Annotated in this window: 13 protein-coding genes and 1 pseudogene; 8 read left to right on the forward strand and 6 right to left on the reverse strand. The window is 36.4% G+C overall.

Translation table 11 applies throughout. The annotated features are described in order from the left end of the window. Positions 1-7: 7 nt before the first annotated feature. From ACFILO_RS00510 to thpR, 3 genes are all read left to right on the forward strand, one after another. Complete coding sequence (locus ACFILO_RS00510; RefSeq protein ID WP_375611386.1) at positions 8-406, forward strand: PTS sugar transporter subunit IIA; 399 nt, start codon at positions 8-10, stop codon at positions 404-406. A 17-nt stretch (positions 407-423) separates the two neighbouring features. After that, entirely contained in the window at positions 424-717 is a 294-nt protein-coding gene (locus ACFILO_RS00515) for an HPr family phosphocarrier protein (RefSeq protein WP_012754483.1), read from the forward strand. Positions 718-1,343: 626 nt separating this feature from the next. After that, a complete protein-coding gene (gene thpR / locus ACFILO_RS00520) occupies positions 1,344-1,883 on the forward strand; it encodes an RNA 2',3'-cyclic phosphodiesterase (RefSeq protein ID WP_375637228.1) in 540 nt (179 codons plus the stop codon). A gap of 106 nt (positions 1,884-1,989) precedes the next feature. Here the strand turns inward: thpR and grpE are convergent, their stop codons facing one another. Together grpE and hrcA are read right to left on the reverse strand one after the other, a co-directional pair. Further along, on the reverse strand, positions 1,990-2,652 hold the full coding sequence (grpE, locus tag ACFILO_RS00525; RefSeq protein WP_375611384.1) for a nucleotide exchange factor GrpE: 663 nt from the start codon (positions 2,650-2,652) through the stop codon (positions 1,990-1,992). A gap of 124 nt (positions 2,653-2,776) precedes the next feature. Further along, complete coding sequence (gene hrcA, locus ACFILO_RS00530; RefSeq protein WP_273790224.1) at positions 2,777-3,847, reverse strand: heat-inducible transcriptional repressor HrcA; 1,071 nt, start codon at positions 3,845-3,847, stop codon at positions 2,777-2,779. Positions 3,848-4,360: 513 nt separating this feature from the next. Between hrcA and rdgB the strand changes: the two genes are divergently transcribed. Beyond that, positions 4,361-5,008, forward strand: a complete 648-nt coding sequence (rdgB, locus tag ACFILO_RS00535; protein WP_375677690.1) for an RdgB/HAM1 family non-canonical purine NTP pyrophosphatase — start codon at positions 4,361-4,363, stop codon at positions 5,006-5,008. Further along, complete coding sequence (hemW, locus tag ACFILO_RS00540; RefSeq protein WP_375677691.1) at positions 5,005-6,204, forward strand: radical SAM family heme chaperone HemW; 1,200 nt, start codon at positions 5,005-5,007, stop codon at positions 6,202-6,204. The genes rdgB and hemW overlap by 4 nt, the downstream gene beginning before the upstream one ends. Before the next feature lie 1,597 nt (positions 6,205-7,801). Here the strand turns inward: hemW and dapE are convergent. The 3 genes from dapE to ACFILO_RS00555 form a co-directional block, all read right to left on the reverse strand. Next, the gene (gene dapE, locus ACFILO_RS00545) at positions 7,802-8,974 is read right to left on the reverse strand and encodes a succinyl-diaminopimelate desuccinylase (protein WP_375677692.1); all 1,173 of its coding nucleotides are present in this window, start codon (positions 8,972-8,974) and stop codon (positions 7,802-7,804) included. Between the two features lie 223 nt (positions 8,975-9,197). Then, a complete protein-coding gene (locus tag ACFILO_RS00550) occupies positions 9,198-9,944 on the reverse strand; it encodes a M48 family metallopeptidase (RefSeq protein ID WP_375620865.1) in 747 nt (248 codons plus the stop codon). A gap of 31 nt (positions 9,945-9,975) precedes the next feature. Beyond that, positions 9,976-10,755: an alpha/beta hydrolase gene (locus tag ACFILO_RS00555; RefSeq protein ID WP_375620866.1), complete on the reverse strand. Its 780-nt coding sequence runs from the start codon at positions 10,753-10,755 to the stop codon at positions 9,976-9,978. Positions 10,756-10,951: 196 nt separating this feature from the next. Between ACFILO_RS00555 and infC the strand changes: the two genes are divergently transcribed. The 3 genes from infC (at position 10,952) to ACFILO_RS00570 (ending at position 13,831) form a co-directional block, all read left to right on the forward strand. Next, a complete protein-coding gene (gene infC, locus ACFILO_RS00560; RefSeq protein WP_026500140.1) occupies positions 10,952-11,470 on the forward strand; it encodes a translation initiation factor IF-3 in 519 nt (172 codons plus the stop codon). A gap of 344 nt (positions 11,471-11,814) precedes the next feature. Next, the gene (locus tag ACFILO_RS00565; protein ID WP_375620867.1) at positions 11,815-12,000 is read left to right on the forward strand and encodes a hypothetical protein; all 186 of its coding nucleotides are present in this window, start codon (positions 11,815-11,817) and stop codon (positions 11,998-12,000) included. Positions 12,001-12,064: 64 nt separating this feature from the next. After that, positions 12,065-13,831 (forward strand): ABC transporter ATP-binding protein, encoded by a 1,767-nt coding sequence (locus ACFILO_RS00570; RefSeq protein ID WP_375677693.1) that lies wholly within the window; start codon positions 12,065-12,067, stop codon positions 13,829-13,831. A 719-nt stretch (positions 13,832-14,550) separates the two neighbouring features. Here ACFILO_RS00570 and ACFILO_RS00575 read toward each other — a convergent pair. Beyond that, positions 14,551-14,828, reverse strand: a pseudogene (locus tag ACFILO_RS00575) (integrase arm-type DNA-binding domain-containing protein); the annotation flags it as partial. Positions 14,829-15,151 lie beyond the last annotated feature (323 nt).

Genomic DNA, 15,151 nt, shown 5'->3' on the forward strand with positions numbered 1-15,151 from the left:
TGCGTAAATGATTGGACTCGTGCTTGTAACGCACGGTGAGCTGGCTGTCGAATTTTTACATGCCGTGGAACATGTTGTTGGAGTACAAGAAAAGTTCGCAACAATATGCGTTTATCCCGATGACGATATAGATCAGCGCCGAGGTGATATTATAGCCGCAGTAACCGATACAGATACGGATCATGGCGTCATCATATTAACAGATGTGTTCGGTGGAACACCATCAAATATAGCTATTCCTGCTATTGAAAAAGGACGCGTTGAAATGATTGCGGGTGTTAATTTGCCCATGCTTATTAAACTGATTTCTATTCGCAAATGTCCTGATATTTCATTATCAGACGCGTTAAGAATAGCACAAGAAGCAGGGCGTAAATATATTAATGTACCAAGTATGATTTTATAGCGGATAATAAAATACCAATGTTTTCCAAAGATACCCTCCCATGTATAAGTCGTCATTTCAATATCTGTAATAAACGTGGGTTGCATGCACGTGCTTCTGCAAAATTTGTACAAACTGTTGACAATTTTAATGTTACTGTTGAAGTTGAAAAGGACGGGAAAATTGTTGGCGGATCATCAATTATGGGACTTATGATGCTAGCGGCTTCATCCGGTTGCAACCTCACCATTCGTGTTTCAGGACCAGAAGCAACAGATGCTCTTAATGCTCTTGAAAAGCTCATCAATAACAACTTTGGAGAGGAAAACTAGTGCTTTTTCATCATAAACAAAGATGATAATTCTTAGAAAATAGGAACTTTCCATCATTATTTTGAATTTTAATTTCTCTTCCCGCTTTTATACCAATATTCATATCCATTATAGATTGGCATAATTATCATAAATGTAAAAGCTTATAGTAATTTTGTTATGCTCGATTTTTTTCTTCCTTTCCTAACATTATTTGACCAATTTGAATAGTTTTGCGTATTATGGCTATTCCCCGACTTAATCATATAATTAAATTTTTACAGAAAAGAGAACTCTTCACCTTGTATTAAAGTATGCTTTATTTTAGGCTAAAGATAAATGTCAAAATAATTTCGCACATCAAAAATCTATCAACTTTTCTTATTTTCTGCTAACTTTGTAGCCTTTATAATACACAAGTAATCTTCCATTGCACATCATTGTGATACAGATCCTGAAAACGCAATTCTTATCAATGTCATAACCATTTTCTTAAAACGAATAAGCTTTGTACGCTCATAATTATAGTAAGCATTTTTTAGACATTCTTTTTCTATACTATTGCCTTGTTTTCTGTGGTACGTGCCCCGCCCTTATTATCTATATTGTGCTTGGGATAGCATCTTTCATTATCAGGAGATAATATCATGGGTCGTCTATTTAGTGCTCTTCAGATTCCTCAACAAACAACAAAAGCCCTCGTATCATTGCAAAATGGCTTACCAAAAGCGCAATGGATCAACCCGCAAAATTTTCATGTCACCTTATCTTTTTTTGGCGAAGTTGAAAGTTCTACAGCAGATGAAATTATGCATACCTTTAACACTATAGAACTTCCTTCTTTTACGCTACAGATAAAGGGTTTTGAAGTTTTTGGTTCAGAAAATGCTCCCCATTCTCTTGTGGTTCGCATTGAACCTTGTGAAAAGCTTACTCTTTTACATGAAAAGATGCAATATATTCGGAATAAATTAGAGTTAAAGCCTGATGAAAGACTGTTTATTCCGCATATCACTCTTGCACGAATATTTGATATTAATCTTAAAGATCTTTCTTCTTATCTATCTTTTCAAGATGATTTTTTTGTCCCTCCTTTTGAAGTTGATCATTTTGTTTTATTGTTATCGGCCTCTCCCTTAAATAAGGCTCCCTATATTGTAAAAGGAAATTGGCCACTTCAAAAATAAAAGGGTGTTTGTCACACCCTTTAAAAACTCTTTGAGAAAAGACCCTATATATATGAAACTGCAGGGAATACTGCATTTTACGATAGAGGTTTGTTATTGATGTGTTTTAAGCCGAATCAGCTTCAACAGAAGCTTCTTTTGCTCCTCCTTTAGCTACACCCACTATAGCTGGACGTAACACCCTTTCCCCGATAATATAACCTGCCTGAACCACTTGTTGAACAGTATTATCTGGAACATCAGCATTGGGAATTTCAAACATCGCTTGATGAAAGTGAGGATCAAATTTTTGCCCCTCTGGATGAATTTTTTGCACCCCATGACGTTCTAATGCTGCCATCATGGCACGTTCAGTCATTTCAACGCCTTCTGCCAATGATTTCAAACCAGCATCACTCTCCCGTGCACCTTCTGGAATAGCTTCCAAAGCACGATTGAGATTGTCAGAAACCGATAACATATCCCGTGCAAAATTAGCAATGGAATAAGCTCTTGCATCCGCCACATCTCGCATAGTACGGCGTCGAAGATTTTCCATATCTGCAACAAGACGTAAAAGCTGATCTTTCAGTTCTTTATTTTCATCCTGCAAAGACGCTAAAAGATCACTAACCTCATTGCTTTCTGTTTCAACGACTTCGTGTTCCTCTGTTTTATGTGTTTTTAAAAATTCATCGGCTGCCTGTTTAAGTGTATTACGATCAGCTGGATTTTTTAAATCACAATTTTCAAATGAAGCGTCAGTAAATTTGTTTTTTTCATCAGACATAAAAATTTTATTCCTTCATAAGATTCGTTATTCTCGATATCGAAATTCTACAGACAAAAATCAAGGGGTAGCAATGTATATAATACAATGAGCTTTTATAGTACAAATACTTACTTGCATCGTTTTAACGCAATAACTGTGACACAAGTTGAGCTGTATAATCAACCATGGGCACGATCCTTGCATAATTAAGCCGTGTAGGACCAATAACACCTAAAGCACCAATGACTCTTTGTTGTGAATCACGATAAGGTGCTACAACTAAAGAAGAACCAGAAAGAGAAAATAACTTATTTTCTGAACCAATAAAAATTCTAACCCCAGAACCTTCATCCGTTAAATCGAGAAGCTGTGCCATACTCTCGCGCGTTTCAAGATCATCAAACAAATGGCGTAACCGTTCTAAATCTTCTTCTGCTTTCACATCTTCAAGTAAATTGCTACGCCCGCGAACAATGAGGTGTATTTTATGATCAGCATCTTCTCCTCCCCAAAGAGCTAATCCCGTTTCAACAAGATGATGTGATAAATCATCAAGTGCGGCCCTTGTTTCTGCGCATAAGCGGGCAATTTCCCCTTTAGCTTCACTCAATGTACGCCCTTGAATATGGGCATTGAGAAAATTCGTTGCTTCCGTCAATTGTGCATGGGTAACCCCTTCTGGTAAATGAACAATACGATTTTCAACTTCACCTTGTTGAGTCACCAAAACGGCAAGAGCGTGCTCCCTATCAAGGCGCACAAATTCAATATGTTTCAATGTTCCTTCTTGTTTTGTTGCTAAAACAAGCCCTGCCCCACGTGAAAGATCTGAAAGAACTCGGCTTGCTTGAACAAGAAAATGTTCAACCGATTGTGCATGACCAGCCTCTTTGACTTGCATTTCAATATTTTCTCGCTCTTCGTTTGGCAAATCACCCGCTTCCATAAATGCATCAACAAAAAAGCGTAAACCTGATTGTGTCGGCATTCGACCCGCAGAAACATGTGGTGCATAAATCAAACCGAGATGTTCAAGATCACTCATCACATTGCGAATCGTCGCAGGCGATAATGTCTGTTGTAAAAGCCGCGAAAGATTACGTGACCCTACAGGTTCACCATCATTAAGATAAGCTTCAACAATATGGCGAAAAATATCACGCGAACGTTCATCAAGATATTTTAGTTCATTATCAATAGTTTTGTGCTTCATCACAATTGTTTCACTACTTTTAAAATCCTCATCTCTTATATAAGTTTTGCCAAGGTTTGGTCAAATAGTCTAAAGTAGTATAAAAACATATTATCCTATTGAGCTGTAAAATGCTACCTTTCAGAGTGATGCTTGATAAATTACGCAGGAAATGTTTTTGTTAGAGTGTGTGAGAAATATTTAAGATTAAGAATTGATCTGTAAAGTGGTCTGCTGTAGGGACTTGTCAAGAGAATCTAGATTGATTAAAAACCGCTGTAAATAGAAAATTTCACCCTTTAGAGCAAGCAGAAAATTGGAAGTTTACCATAAAATGCTATCATAAAAAAGACATGTCTTTCCTATCTTTGCAAGGTTATCTTCGTGCAAGATAAAAAATTTTATTGGAATAAAATATCATAAAACGTGTAAAATAATCATATTATGTGAAATCAAGCAGAATATGTGTGTATGAGCATTTAAACCGTTTTTTAGCACAAAAATAATTCCCCTTTCATTTTTGGAGAAATCTATATGAGAAGCATAGCAGATAAAAAACTTGTCATTGCTACACATAACACCGGAAAATTGCATGAAATCACTACTTTAATTACGCCTTTCGGTTTAATAATACAATCGGCAAAAGAACTAGGCTTGCCAGAACCAAAAGAAACGGGAAAAACATTTGAAGAAAATGCTTATATTAAAGCTTTTTCAGCAGCAAAAAAAACAGGACTTCCTGCGCTCTCTGATGATTCAGGCTTAGAGGTAGATGCATTGGAAGGTGCGCCAGGTGTTTATACCGCTGATTGGGCAATTCAAACCGATGGTACACGTAATTTTCCAAAAGCTATGAAAAAAATAGAAAATGAACTCCAAAAAGTCGGAGCACAAGAAAAAAGCCAACGGAAATGCCGTTTTATATCCGTCATTTGCATTGCATGGCCTGATGCTCATGCAGATTACTTCCGCGGATGCGTTGAAGGAACGTTCATTTGGCCTCCACGAGGAGACAAAGGCTTTGGTTTTGATCCTATTTTTTTACCAGATGGATGTGAAAATACCTTTGGAGAAATGTCAACAGAACAAAAACACAACTGGAAACGTAATGATCTTCCCCCTCTTTCACATCGCGCACGTGCTTTCAAACTTTTGGCAGAAAACCTTTTAGCATTCTCATGAATGAACCTTTTGGCATTTACATTCATTGGCCCTTTTGTGTAGCTAAATGTCCTTATTGTGACTTTAATTCGCATGTTCGCATCCATGGTGTTGATCAACCACGTTTTGTCACCGCCTTTAAGCGCGAAATAGAAACGCAATACCACAAAATAGGCCCACGCCATATTACAAGTATTTTTATTGGTGGAGGAACCCCTTCCCTTATGGAGCCGCAAACTGTCGATGCCCTATTGCAAGCACTTGCAAAAAAATGGGTAGTCGATGATAAAGTTGAAATTACATTAGAAGCTAATCCATCCAGTGTGGAAGCAGAGCGCTTTCGTGGATACCGTGCGGCAGGTGTTAATCGCTTATCTCTAGGGATACAAGCGCTCAATGATAAAGCATTGCGCAAACTTGGCCGACTCCATAATGTGGAACAAGCTCTTTGTGCCATTGTTTTAGCACGGCAAATTTTTCCACGTTTATCCTTTGATCTCATTTATGCCCGCCCCGAACAAACTCTTGAACAATGGAAATCTGAACTTGTACAAGCAATTGATTTAGCAGCGGACCATCTTTCTCTTTATCAATTGACGATCGAAGAAGGAACTGCCTTTAAACGGCTTCATGATGCAGGAAGACTTATCCTTCCCCCATCAGAGCTAGCAGCAGATCTGTATCATCTTACTCAAGAAATAACGGCACTACATGGACTTCCTGCCTATGAAATCTCAAACCATGCAATGCCCGGTGCCGAATCAGCACACAATCTTCTTTATTGGCGTTATCACCAATATGCAGGTTTTGGTCCAGGAGCACATGGACGTTTCATTGAGCACGCACCGAATCATTCCTCTTTCTGTTCAAAAACATTGTCATCACACCTTGAAAACCGCGAACGTTATGTCACAATAAATGAAAAGCATCCCGAACAGTGGCTTAATTTGGTAGAAACAACAGGACATGGCTGTATTGAAACGGAACATTTAACCACTGAACAACAGGCAAATGAAATGCTCCTTATGGGATTACGCCTTTGCGAAGGCTTAGAACTTATACGCTATGAAACCTTAAGCCCTAAACGTATCCCAATGGAAAAACTGATCGATTTACAACACCAAGAATTGATAGAAATGGTGGATAACCAACGCTTAAAAGCAACAACCAAAGGACGTATTGTTCTTGATCACATCATCAGCCAACTTGCAAATTAAAGTTTTTATAACAACATACTTATTTTAATCATAATTATCATTTTTCATAGCAAGGTGAGACTAGAATATTGTGAGATTCTCTCATTTCAAAACTATTTATAGCAAGTTAGTTATCGCCATTTGCTTACACCTTAAAAATAGAGAAGCTTGTGGATAAAAACTATAAAAAAGGAGTAAAAAGGCCTCTTATGAACACTCTTAAGTGCTAAAAGCTATTGCAATATTTTGAGCTAGAAAGTGTATGGTGCTCTAACTTTATTTTTCATAAACATAAAGATGGGGAGGCATTATAGATTTTATATTACAACATTCATAAGCACCGTAGTAGCACAAATGTGATAAACATTGAGAAAATTTCTTTAAAACAAGTATGTGAATGCATAATACGATAATGTATTGTTCTTTATGAAATCGTGGCACCATTTAAAGAACCAGAGAAATAAGCATGAAGCCATGCATCAGTCTCTGATTATTTAAAAAGATATTACTCTAGTTACTTTTGAAAACCGTAAAGCCGAATAAAAAAGAAAGTAAAAAAGCACGCTGATTTTCACCTTTATACCTTTATATTTTTCCTCAATGAGATTGTATGTCTGTTTCAGAGATTATAAAAAATAGATATACACAATGCTTTTATCCCATTTTGGCATATAAAAGCTGTTGTCGCAAAAAATACTGAACCAATATTTATTTGAGATACGCGGCTGTATGATCGGTATTAATTTATAGGTAACAGCAACATCATGAGCTTTACTAAACAAATAATGCGCTCAAATGGCAAATATACTAAATATGAATCGGTATTGCTTTGTTAGCGAGCGAAACGATGTTAATCTCATATGATCTTACTTGTATGCGTATATGCTTATAAGTGTCTGTACCCGTCCTTTAAAGTTATTTAATTTAAAAAATTGAGAATAATACTAGGACAATCTTTGGTTAAAGAAATCAACCTGCTGCTACAAAAAATTCTGTGTATCTTTATCATAACCAATATTAAAGCTGATTAAATAAGCTCACCTTCTATCTCGTAATGATTTGCAACGGAAGTTCTTGGGGACAAAAAAGCAGAGCAAAATATATGAAATAAAACAAACTTAAAGCGCTTTTCCTATAGGCTTTATTCTAAGAGAGTCTAATTGGAACAAGAAGTACCTTTTATGCGAGTGCAGAAAACATATAAAAACATGAGCTGTGAATGAGCGCATTTATGTTGTACGAACTTTTTACAATAGCAGCATGTTTTTGTGTGTCTTTATGGCATCAACCTGTCATCACACAATGATGATATAATATTCATTGTTTTCCATATATGATTGCGTGTGACTTCCTTTCTACACTTTAAAGAACGAATATTTTCAATCCAATATGGTCTAAACAGTTCTGCTTCTTCAAGCAGATCTCTTTTGGCTTTTCAATTATGTAATTCACTTAACTAAAGACTCTACAGGCAAGAATCCCAACTTAAGAATATTCATCACTTACTCTAAGACTACTTAATATATTAAGTTTTACGAGTCTCGTATCACCACACCATAAATGGCAATATCTTATGGCACAACAAGATAAAGGTATTTTTGAACCAGCAACCTTTTCTTTATGCAAAAAATTCAATAATAAAACGCTCATAAATAGTAGTAAGTGTTTCTATTGCATCAAGGGCTACACACTCATCTACCATATGCATCGTTTGCCCCGGTAAGCCAAATTCGACCACTGGGCAATAATCCTTAATAAATCGTGCATCTGAAGTACCACCAGAAGTGGAACATTCTGGTATATTCCCTGTTACACTTTTAATAGCATTGGATAAAGTTTGAATGAGTTTATCATTTTTGGTCAAAAAAACATCTCCTAAACTTGGAATCCATTCAAGCTGATAAGAGGGATATTGGTCACCATTGTTTTTTGATTGCACCAAAGCAAGACGCTTTTCAATTTCCTTCATCAGTGTTTCTTTTGTCCAAAGATCATTGTAGCGTATATTAAAATGAACTGTTGTCTGCGCTGGAATAACATTGACCGCTAAATTACCGGTATCGATGCTTGTTAGCTCCAAATTACTGGGTTGAAAATTTTCTGTCCCTTTATCTAAAACGGTTTGTGTCAATGCTTGAATAAGCTTACTTGCCAAAGGCAAAGGATTGGCAGCCCTTTCTGGAAAAGCAACATGACCTTGGCGACCCTTCACGGTAATGACACCAGAAATCGATCCGCGGCGACCAATTTTGATAATATCACCAACAGTCTTTACGCTTGTTGGTTCTCCCACAAGAGCCGCAGTCCATTTTTCGCCTTTTTTTTCTGCCCATTTGAGAAGTTTTACCGTACCATTAACAGCAGGCCCCTCTTCGTCACCAGTAATTAAAAGGCTTACCTTTCCTTTAATGGGTCGTTTCTCAAGAACTCGCGCTAGAGCCGCAATAAAACAAGCGATACCACCCTTCATATCAACAGCACCCCGCCCATATAATTTCCCCTGATCTATAACAGCTTCAAAAGGTGGATAAGTCCAATCTTCCAATGCACCTGGCGGTACGACGTCCGTATGACCCGCAAACATAAGATGGGGTCCTTCACTTCCCATTTTTGCATAAAGATTTTCAACATTATCTGTATTTTTATCCGTAAAAACAGGGCGATCGACGTGAAATCCCATTTTTTTTAAAAATTGTTCCAAAGTTGATAAAGCCCCTGCTTCATGAGGTGTAACAGAAGGACAACGAATAAGTGCCTGTAATAGCTGAAGTGGATCTGTAAGAACAGACATAAAAAAACCTTCCCATTTTTTTATAAGTCATCGGAACTTAGGGTTATTACGCTGAATTACAAAAAAGATAAAGCAAAACATTGAAGACACTCAGCAAACCAAGCAGGGGAGAACAATCGTGCTGAGAGCTTCAATGGCTTCCTCATTATGCATGAGCAAGCAAACACTCAACAAAACACTCAACAAAAAGTTCCGTTAAATATTGCCTTCATTTGAAAGTTTTTTACGCCTCTAAATTATATGAATCAAAATTAATTGCATGCAGTCTAGGAGCATTTTCTTTCAACCAAGCACGATATGTTTTACTATCAGGACATAGCTCTTCACAAAGAGCCCAAAATCTTGGCCCATGATTCATTTCAACAAGATGAGCAACTTCATGGGCAACAACATACTCAACAACTTCTTTTGGTGCCATAATAAGGCGCCAAGAAAAAGAAAGACGCTTATCGATTGAACAAGAGCCCCAACGACTTCTCGTATCTTTATAACAAATGGATTTGACTTTACGCTCTACCTGATGAGCATAATGTGCCACCAAAGGCGTTATAATAAGCGCCGCTTGTTTTTTCAAAACGTCAGCAATGCGTCTTGGGAGATATTCTAATTGACCATAAACAATAATTTCAGGCCCTTGCTCCGCATCTGCTGTAATGATTTCTGTTACCCCACGTCCCTCTCTATGCTTTATGGTATGAGAAACACCCAATAAGGGAATTGTCGCCCCTTCTTTGAGATAAGCATTTTTATGAGAGATTTGTACATGAGCAAGACGTGCCTCAATCCAAGATCGATGCTTTTCAATAAAATTTTCAACCGCATAGAGATTTATTGCTGGTGGTGTTGTTACACAAATCTCCTGACTTCTGGCATCAATACGTAAGGTAAGACGGCGCGCATACTTATTTTCCCGCACCCGTACAGGTACAAAACGCTCAGAAAAAATAAAATGCTGTTTAGAAATGCTCATATATTTTTATCTTCATCAATAAATGTACCCCTTACTTTGCATTAATCTGATTAATAAAAGATCTCAATACTGTTTCAAGGCAATCTAAATCTTGTGGACGAGAAAAGCGATGATCTGCATCACGAACAAGTGTCAATGTTACATCATGGAGAGGTAAATGATCAAGTAAAGTCAATGTATGCTGATAGGGAATATCTTCATCTTCCATCCCTTGTAGAATATGGACTGGACACCCAACATCAATGCATCCTTTCATAACACAATTTTCGCGCCCATCTTCAATCAATGTTTTTGTAAAGGGCATTGGCTCTGTATCATCAACTGCAGGTCGTTCAATATAGCCTTTTTCTTCCAAAACCTTCCATTCTTCTGGGCCTAATTTTGGTTCCACCAATGTTTGTGTAAAATCAGGTGCTGGAGCAATCAATATCATGCCAGCAAGCTTCTTATTTTTCTGTGCTAGCATCATTGCAAGCCTTAGCGCAATCCACCCCCCCATAGAGGAACCAATCAAAATTTGTGGACCCTCACAATAGGTTTCAAAAGTCGCTAAACTTTCCTTAACCCAACGCGAAATTGTTCCTTGAAAAAAATCACCTTCAGATTCTCCATGTCCAGAATAATCAAAACGTAAACAAGACAAATCATTCTTCTGAGCAAACTGATCAACTAACGCTGCCTTACTTCCTAACATATCGGATTGATAGCCAGGAAGCCAAACCAAACCTGGAGATTGGCGCCCCTTGCGATAGCGTACTGCAAGTGCGGTGTTCTCAAATGAAAAAAACTGACAAGGAATATTTTGATCCATGATTTTTTATCCTCTATAAAACAAATTCTTTAAATTAAGAGAAAAACTTTTATAATCTAAATCATTCCAAAAAGTAATAAATCAAATAATGAAAATAACACGAATTATAGTTGTTTTTAGGTACATAATTGTATATTAAATTAACTGTAGTTGAATCAAAATTTAAGGAGCATAAACCATTCGTAAACCGTTTAAAATGACACCTACCCAAAAAGACGGACCACGTTCAAATCAGGATATTCGGGTACCTCATGTTCAGCTTATCAATGATGAGGGACAACATCAGGGAGTTGTTGCGATACAAGAAGCTCTTGCTATGGCTGCAGATGCGGGACTTGATTTGGTTGAAATTGTACCAAATGCGGAGCCACCTGTATGTAAAATCATCGATTTGGGAAAATTAAAATATCAAACCCAAAAAAAAGCTGCTGAAACACGTAAGAAGCAAAAAGTCATCGAAATCAAAGAGATTAAGATGCGCCCAAATGTTGATGTCCATGATTATGGAGTCAAACTCAAGGCTGTTCATCGCTTTATTGATCATGGTGATAAAGTAAAGATTACTTTGCGTTTTCGTGGTCGTGAGATGGCTCACCAAGATCTTGGATTAAAGCTTCTTCAGCGTGTGAAAGAAGATACAAGTGAAATTGCCAAAATCGAATTGGAGCCAAAGCTTGAAGGCCGGCAAATGATGATGGTGATAGCACCTAAATAGTTTTGCATTGGAATAATATTCGCATGCAACGCATCAAAATGATGTGTATAGTATTATTTAGAAGCACCACATAGAATTTTTGTGGTGCTTTTAAGGTTTTATAAATGTGTATAAATCCTTTTAAGAGTTTAATAATGCTTTATCAATTTATAAGAAGAATTCGTCATTTTGCATATTAATGAGAAAGCTCAACATCGTAAGGTCTTCTTATTTCAAGCTCTTTTATCATGCAATGCGGCAAAATTGTTTGCTTACACATCACAAATGGAGATGATACATAAAAATTATTAAAAAAGCAGAAATGTTTTTTGTGAGCCATTTCAAGTGCCAAAGGCTATCACAATATGGAAATTGGTAAATACAATAGTGAAACTCACCGGTATCTTTTATTGAAAACTAAAAATAATGATGAACAACGAATTTTCGTTATACCTTTTACAGAAACTTTGAACTACATTCTTCACTCTCACCGTCGTGAAATTGATGTGATGAACCTTGAAAGAAAAAGCTATTTTTGTAAAAAAGATTAAGGGGCTTTTTAATTAAGAGTGTTTCAATCTTGCATAAAATAATGAGAGAATATAGAAGCTCTTCATGGCTAAAAAACAAATTTCCTCTTTTGATAAACATCTTATTATCCGTCTTTTGCGAGAAAATTTTCATAAACATGCGCGTTGGTACAGTGCGGCTATTTTCTCAATGATCATCATTTCTGGTACAACTGCAACGAGTGCATGGATTATGCGGGATGTTGTTAATCAGATTATTGATGCACAAAATTTTCCTATGATTGTTTTGATTTCTAGCTTCATTGCTTTTATCTTTATTCTCAAAGGAGTTGCAACTTTTTTCCAAACTTACTTTCTAAACAAAGCAGGCAATAGTATCATTGCTGAACAACAGCGTAAAATTTTTGCCCGACTTATGGAACAAGGAGTCTCTTTTTATCATAATAACACTTCATCTGATCTTCTTGTTCGTGTAACTCATAACGCGACAGCCGTACGTAATATAATTGATACTATTATCACAACTTTTGTACGTGATTTGCTTTCCGTTAGTGGTTTGTTGCTTGTCATGTTTATTCAAAACTTTATATTAGTTTCCATTACTTTAATCATAGGACCACTAGCTTTTTTAGGCGTTCGAATGGCTTTAAAACGCGTTCGCCGCCTTATGGAAAAAGAGCTCCTTTCACTTGGTGAAATTATAAAAATCGTACAGGAAACTGCTGTTGGCATTCGAGTCATTAAGGCTTTTTCACTAGAAGAAGTCATGAAGAAAAGAATGGATAAAGCTATTTGTGATGTTGAAAAACAAACAAATAATATTGCAACACTCGAAGCTATTACAAATCCGATTATGGAAACACTCACAGGTGTTGCCATTGCTGGTATTATCTGTTTTTCCGGTTACCTTGCAACCCAACGCGCAGGTGTTCAAGGTGAATTTATGTCTTTTATTGTTGCTTTACTTTTAGCTTATGAGCCCGCAAAAAGACTAGCAAATGTACGTGTAAAAATTGAATCTGGATTGGTCAATATCCGCACGATGTTTGAAATACTCGACCATCCTCTTACAGTTATAGAACATAAAGAAGCTAAAGATCTGAATAAAACGCAAGGAGCTATTCGCTTCGAACATGTTTCTTTTGCATACACTGAGAACAAAATGGTATTGAAAGACATCAACCTAGAAATAGAAGCTGGGAAAATGACAGCATTGGTGGGACCATCAGGTTCGGGAAAGTCTACCTTTATTAACCTTATTATGCGACTCTATGATCCCACAAAAGGACGCATATTAATTAATGATCAAGACATCCGCTACACAACATTTCGCTCTCTGAGAAACCTGATGGCCTATGTAGGACAGGATACTTTTCTCTTTCAAGGAACTGTTAAATATAATATCGGGCTTGGAAAAGAAGGGGCTAGTGATGACGAAATTATCGAAGCAGCAAAAGCAGCAAATGCTCATGACTTTATTATGCGTTTGCCAAATGGTTATGATACACAGATAGGTGATAATGGCTGTAATCTTTCAGGGGGGCAAAAACAACGACTCGCTATCGCTAGAGCAATGATTCACGATAGTGAAATTCTGATTCTTGATGAAGCAACAAGTGCGCTCGATTCACACACCGAAGCACAAATTAATGAAGCCATTCACCACCTTACTAAAGGACGCACAACAATCATTATTGCTCATCGCCTTTCAACGATTGCTCGTGCTCATAAAATTGTGGTCATACAAAATGGACAACTGATTGAACAAGGTACTCAAAAAGAATTGCTCGCAAAAGAACATGGGTTTTATAAAAAACTTCATAATATCCAGTTCAAAAAACATACCCCCTAATTTCTAGATCCTTAAATAAGATTTGAAATAAAAAATGGATAGAAGGTAATGCTCCATTTATAAAAAAAGACTTGTTATCAAGAAAAAGCATTACTTCAATCAAGAATTGGTAAATAATTTATGGTTTATTGAAAATAAAATTCTTGGATTTAGATGAAAACTTTACTCGCTATTTTGTTGAATGCAAAAGATAAGATGTAATTTGCTTATTGCAAATTTTCTTTATATTTATGATGAATCAATCAAAAGCGCTTGTTGTACGTCATAAGAGATATTGGTATATGCATAAAAACTCTTAAGATAAGCAATAAAAATACCTCTACACTTTCAAGTGAAAAGATTGTCAGCAACATGAGAAGCTGGAAAATAGAATGATAATGCCGGCTTATAGCTTTAGTAAATACTTATACCTTTATTAATAATGGTAGTGTGGATTTTATACCATTCATAAGAGGTACTTTATACCATTTCACAAGCAATCTTATGAAATAGACTCAAGCGCACACTGAGAAATGTTCCCTTAAAACAAGTACATAAACTTGCAACACAATAATGTTATATTTTGGAGTATTCTGTTTGGGGAGCTATTCGTTATAAGAAAAGTGATCTTATTCCAGACACAATAAACAAAATCTAAAATAATAGGTAATTTTTATTATTAAAAAATATTGCTTTAAATGCGTTTGACAATAAAATCGATATCTTATGAATTCTCTGCTTGCCTCACGTTTTTGACGGTCTTTAATGGAATCATGTCCTTCACATAAAAACAGAATGCCATTGTGTTGCAAATTCACCTGCTTGTTTTAAAGAAACCTCTCTCAAAGTCTTCCCCAAGCCCATTTCGCGATAACGTCCGTGAATTGTATAATGATAAATCCATTAAGCTGCCCTATCTTTACGCTTATGGAGTAACAAGCTGGCACCATTCACACTATTCTGCCAACTCCTAATGTTGCGACAGCTCTTAGCTCTCGAGATGATTCATAAGAGGCATTTTTAGTCATTTCTTAATAGTTTTATCCACACAGGATTCTCCGCTTGTAGTATACAAACCGAATGGTTTTGATTGATTCAATACGAAAGAGATTCGTACGATATGCAAAGTTCTAATTCAAGTTGAATAACAATAAATTATCTTTATAAATCAATATATTGCACAAACTCCATTCTTTAGGCAACAGCACGATATGGGCTTGAAAACAAGGTAAGGTACTTCTCTAAAATAAATATATAGCAGCAAAATAACATACTATCTTTCGTGAAGATTTTGTCCCTTTAGAGAATAGCATAACAAAAATCGAATATTTCAGATATATC

It is taken from the genome of Bartonella sp. AP72JLCBS, from assembly GCF_042195705.1.
Taxonomy (GTDB): Bacteria; Pseudomonadota; Alphaproteobacteria; order Rhizobiales; family Rhizobiaceae; genus Bartonella.

What these genes read in the sequence shown, in the direction of transcription:
- ACFILO_RS00550 (WP_375620865.1), bottom strand. Translation starts at nt 9,944, where the DNA reads ATGAGCATTTCTAAACAGCATTTTATTTTTTCTGAGCGTTTTGTACCT.
- ACFILO_RS00555 (WP_375620866.1), bottom strand. Translation starts at nt 10,755, where the DNA reads ATGGATCAAAATATTCCTTGTCAGTTTTTTTCATTTGAGAACACCGCA.
- ACFILO_RS00570 (WP_375677693.1), top strand. Translation starts at nt 12,065, where the DNA reads ATGGCTAAAAAACAAATTTCCTCTTTTGATAAACATCTTATTATCCGT.
- ACFILO_RS00515 (WP_012754483.1), top strand. Translation starts at nt 424, where the DNA reads ATGTTTTCCAAAGATACCCTCCCATGTATAAGTCGTCATTTCAATATC.
- infC (WP_026500140.1), top strand. Translation starts at nt 10,952, where the DNA reads ATGACACCTACCCAAAAAGACGGACCACGTTCAAATCAGGATATTCGG.
- hemW (WP_375677691.1), top strand. Translation starts at nt 5,005, where the DNA reads ATGAATGAACCTTTTGGCATTTACATTCATTGGCCCTTTTGTGTAGCT.
- rdgB (WP_375677690.1), top strand. Translation starts at nt 4,361, where the DNA reads ATGAGAAGCATAGCAGATAAAAAACTTGTCATTGCTACACATAACACC.
- thpR (WP_375637228.1), top strand. Translation starts at nt 1,344, where the DNA reads ATGGGTCGTCTATTTAGTGCTCTTCAGATTCCTCAACAAACAACAAAA.
- ACFILO_RS00565 (WP_375620867.1), top strand. Translation starts at nt 11,815, where the DNA reads ATGGAAATTGGTAAATACAATAGTGAAACTCACCGGTATCTTTTATTG.
- ACFILO_RS00510 (WP_375611386.1), top strand. Translation starts at nt 8, where the DNA reads ATGATTGGACTCGTGCTTGTAACGCACGGTGAGCTGGCTGTCGAATTT.
- grpE (WP_375611384.1), bottom strand. Translation starts at nt 2,652, where the DNA reads ATGTCTGATGAAAAAAACAAATTTACTGACGCTTCATTTGAAAATTGT.
- dapE (WP_375677692.1), bottom strand. Translation starts at nt 8,974, where the DNA reads ATGTCTGTTCTTACAGATCCACTTCAGCTATTACAGGCACTTATTCGT.
- hrcA (WP_273790224.1), bottom strand. Translation starts at nt 3,847, where the DNA reads ATGAAGCACAAAACTATTGATAATGAACTAAAATATCTTGATGAACGT.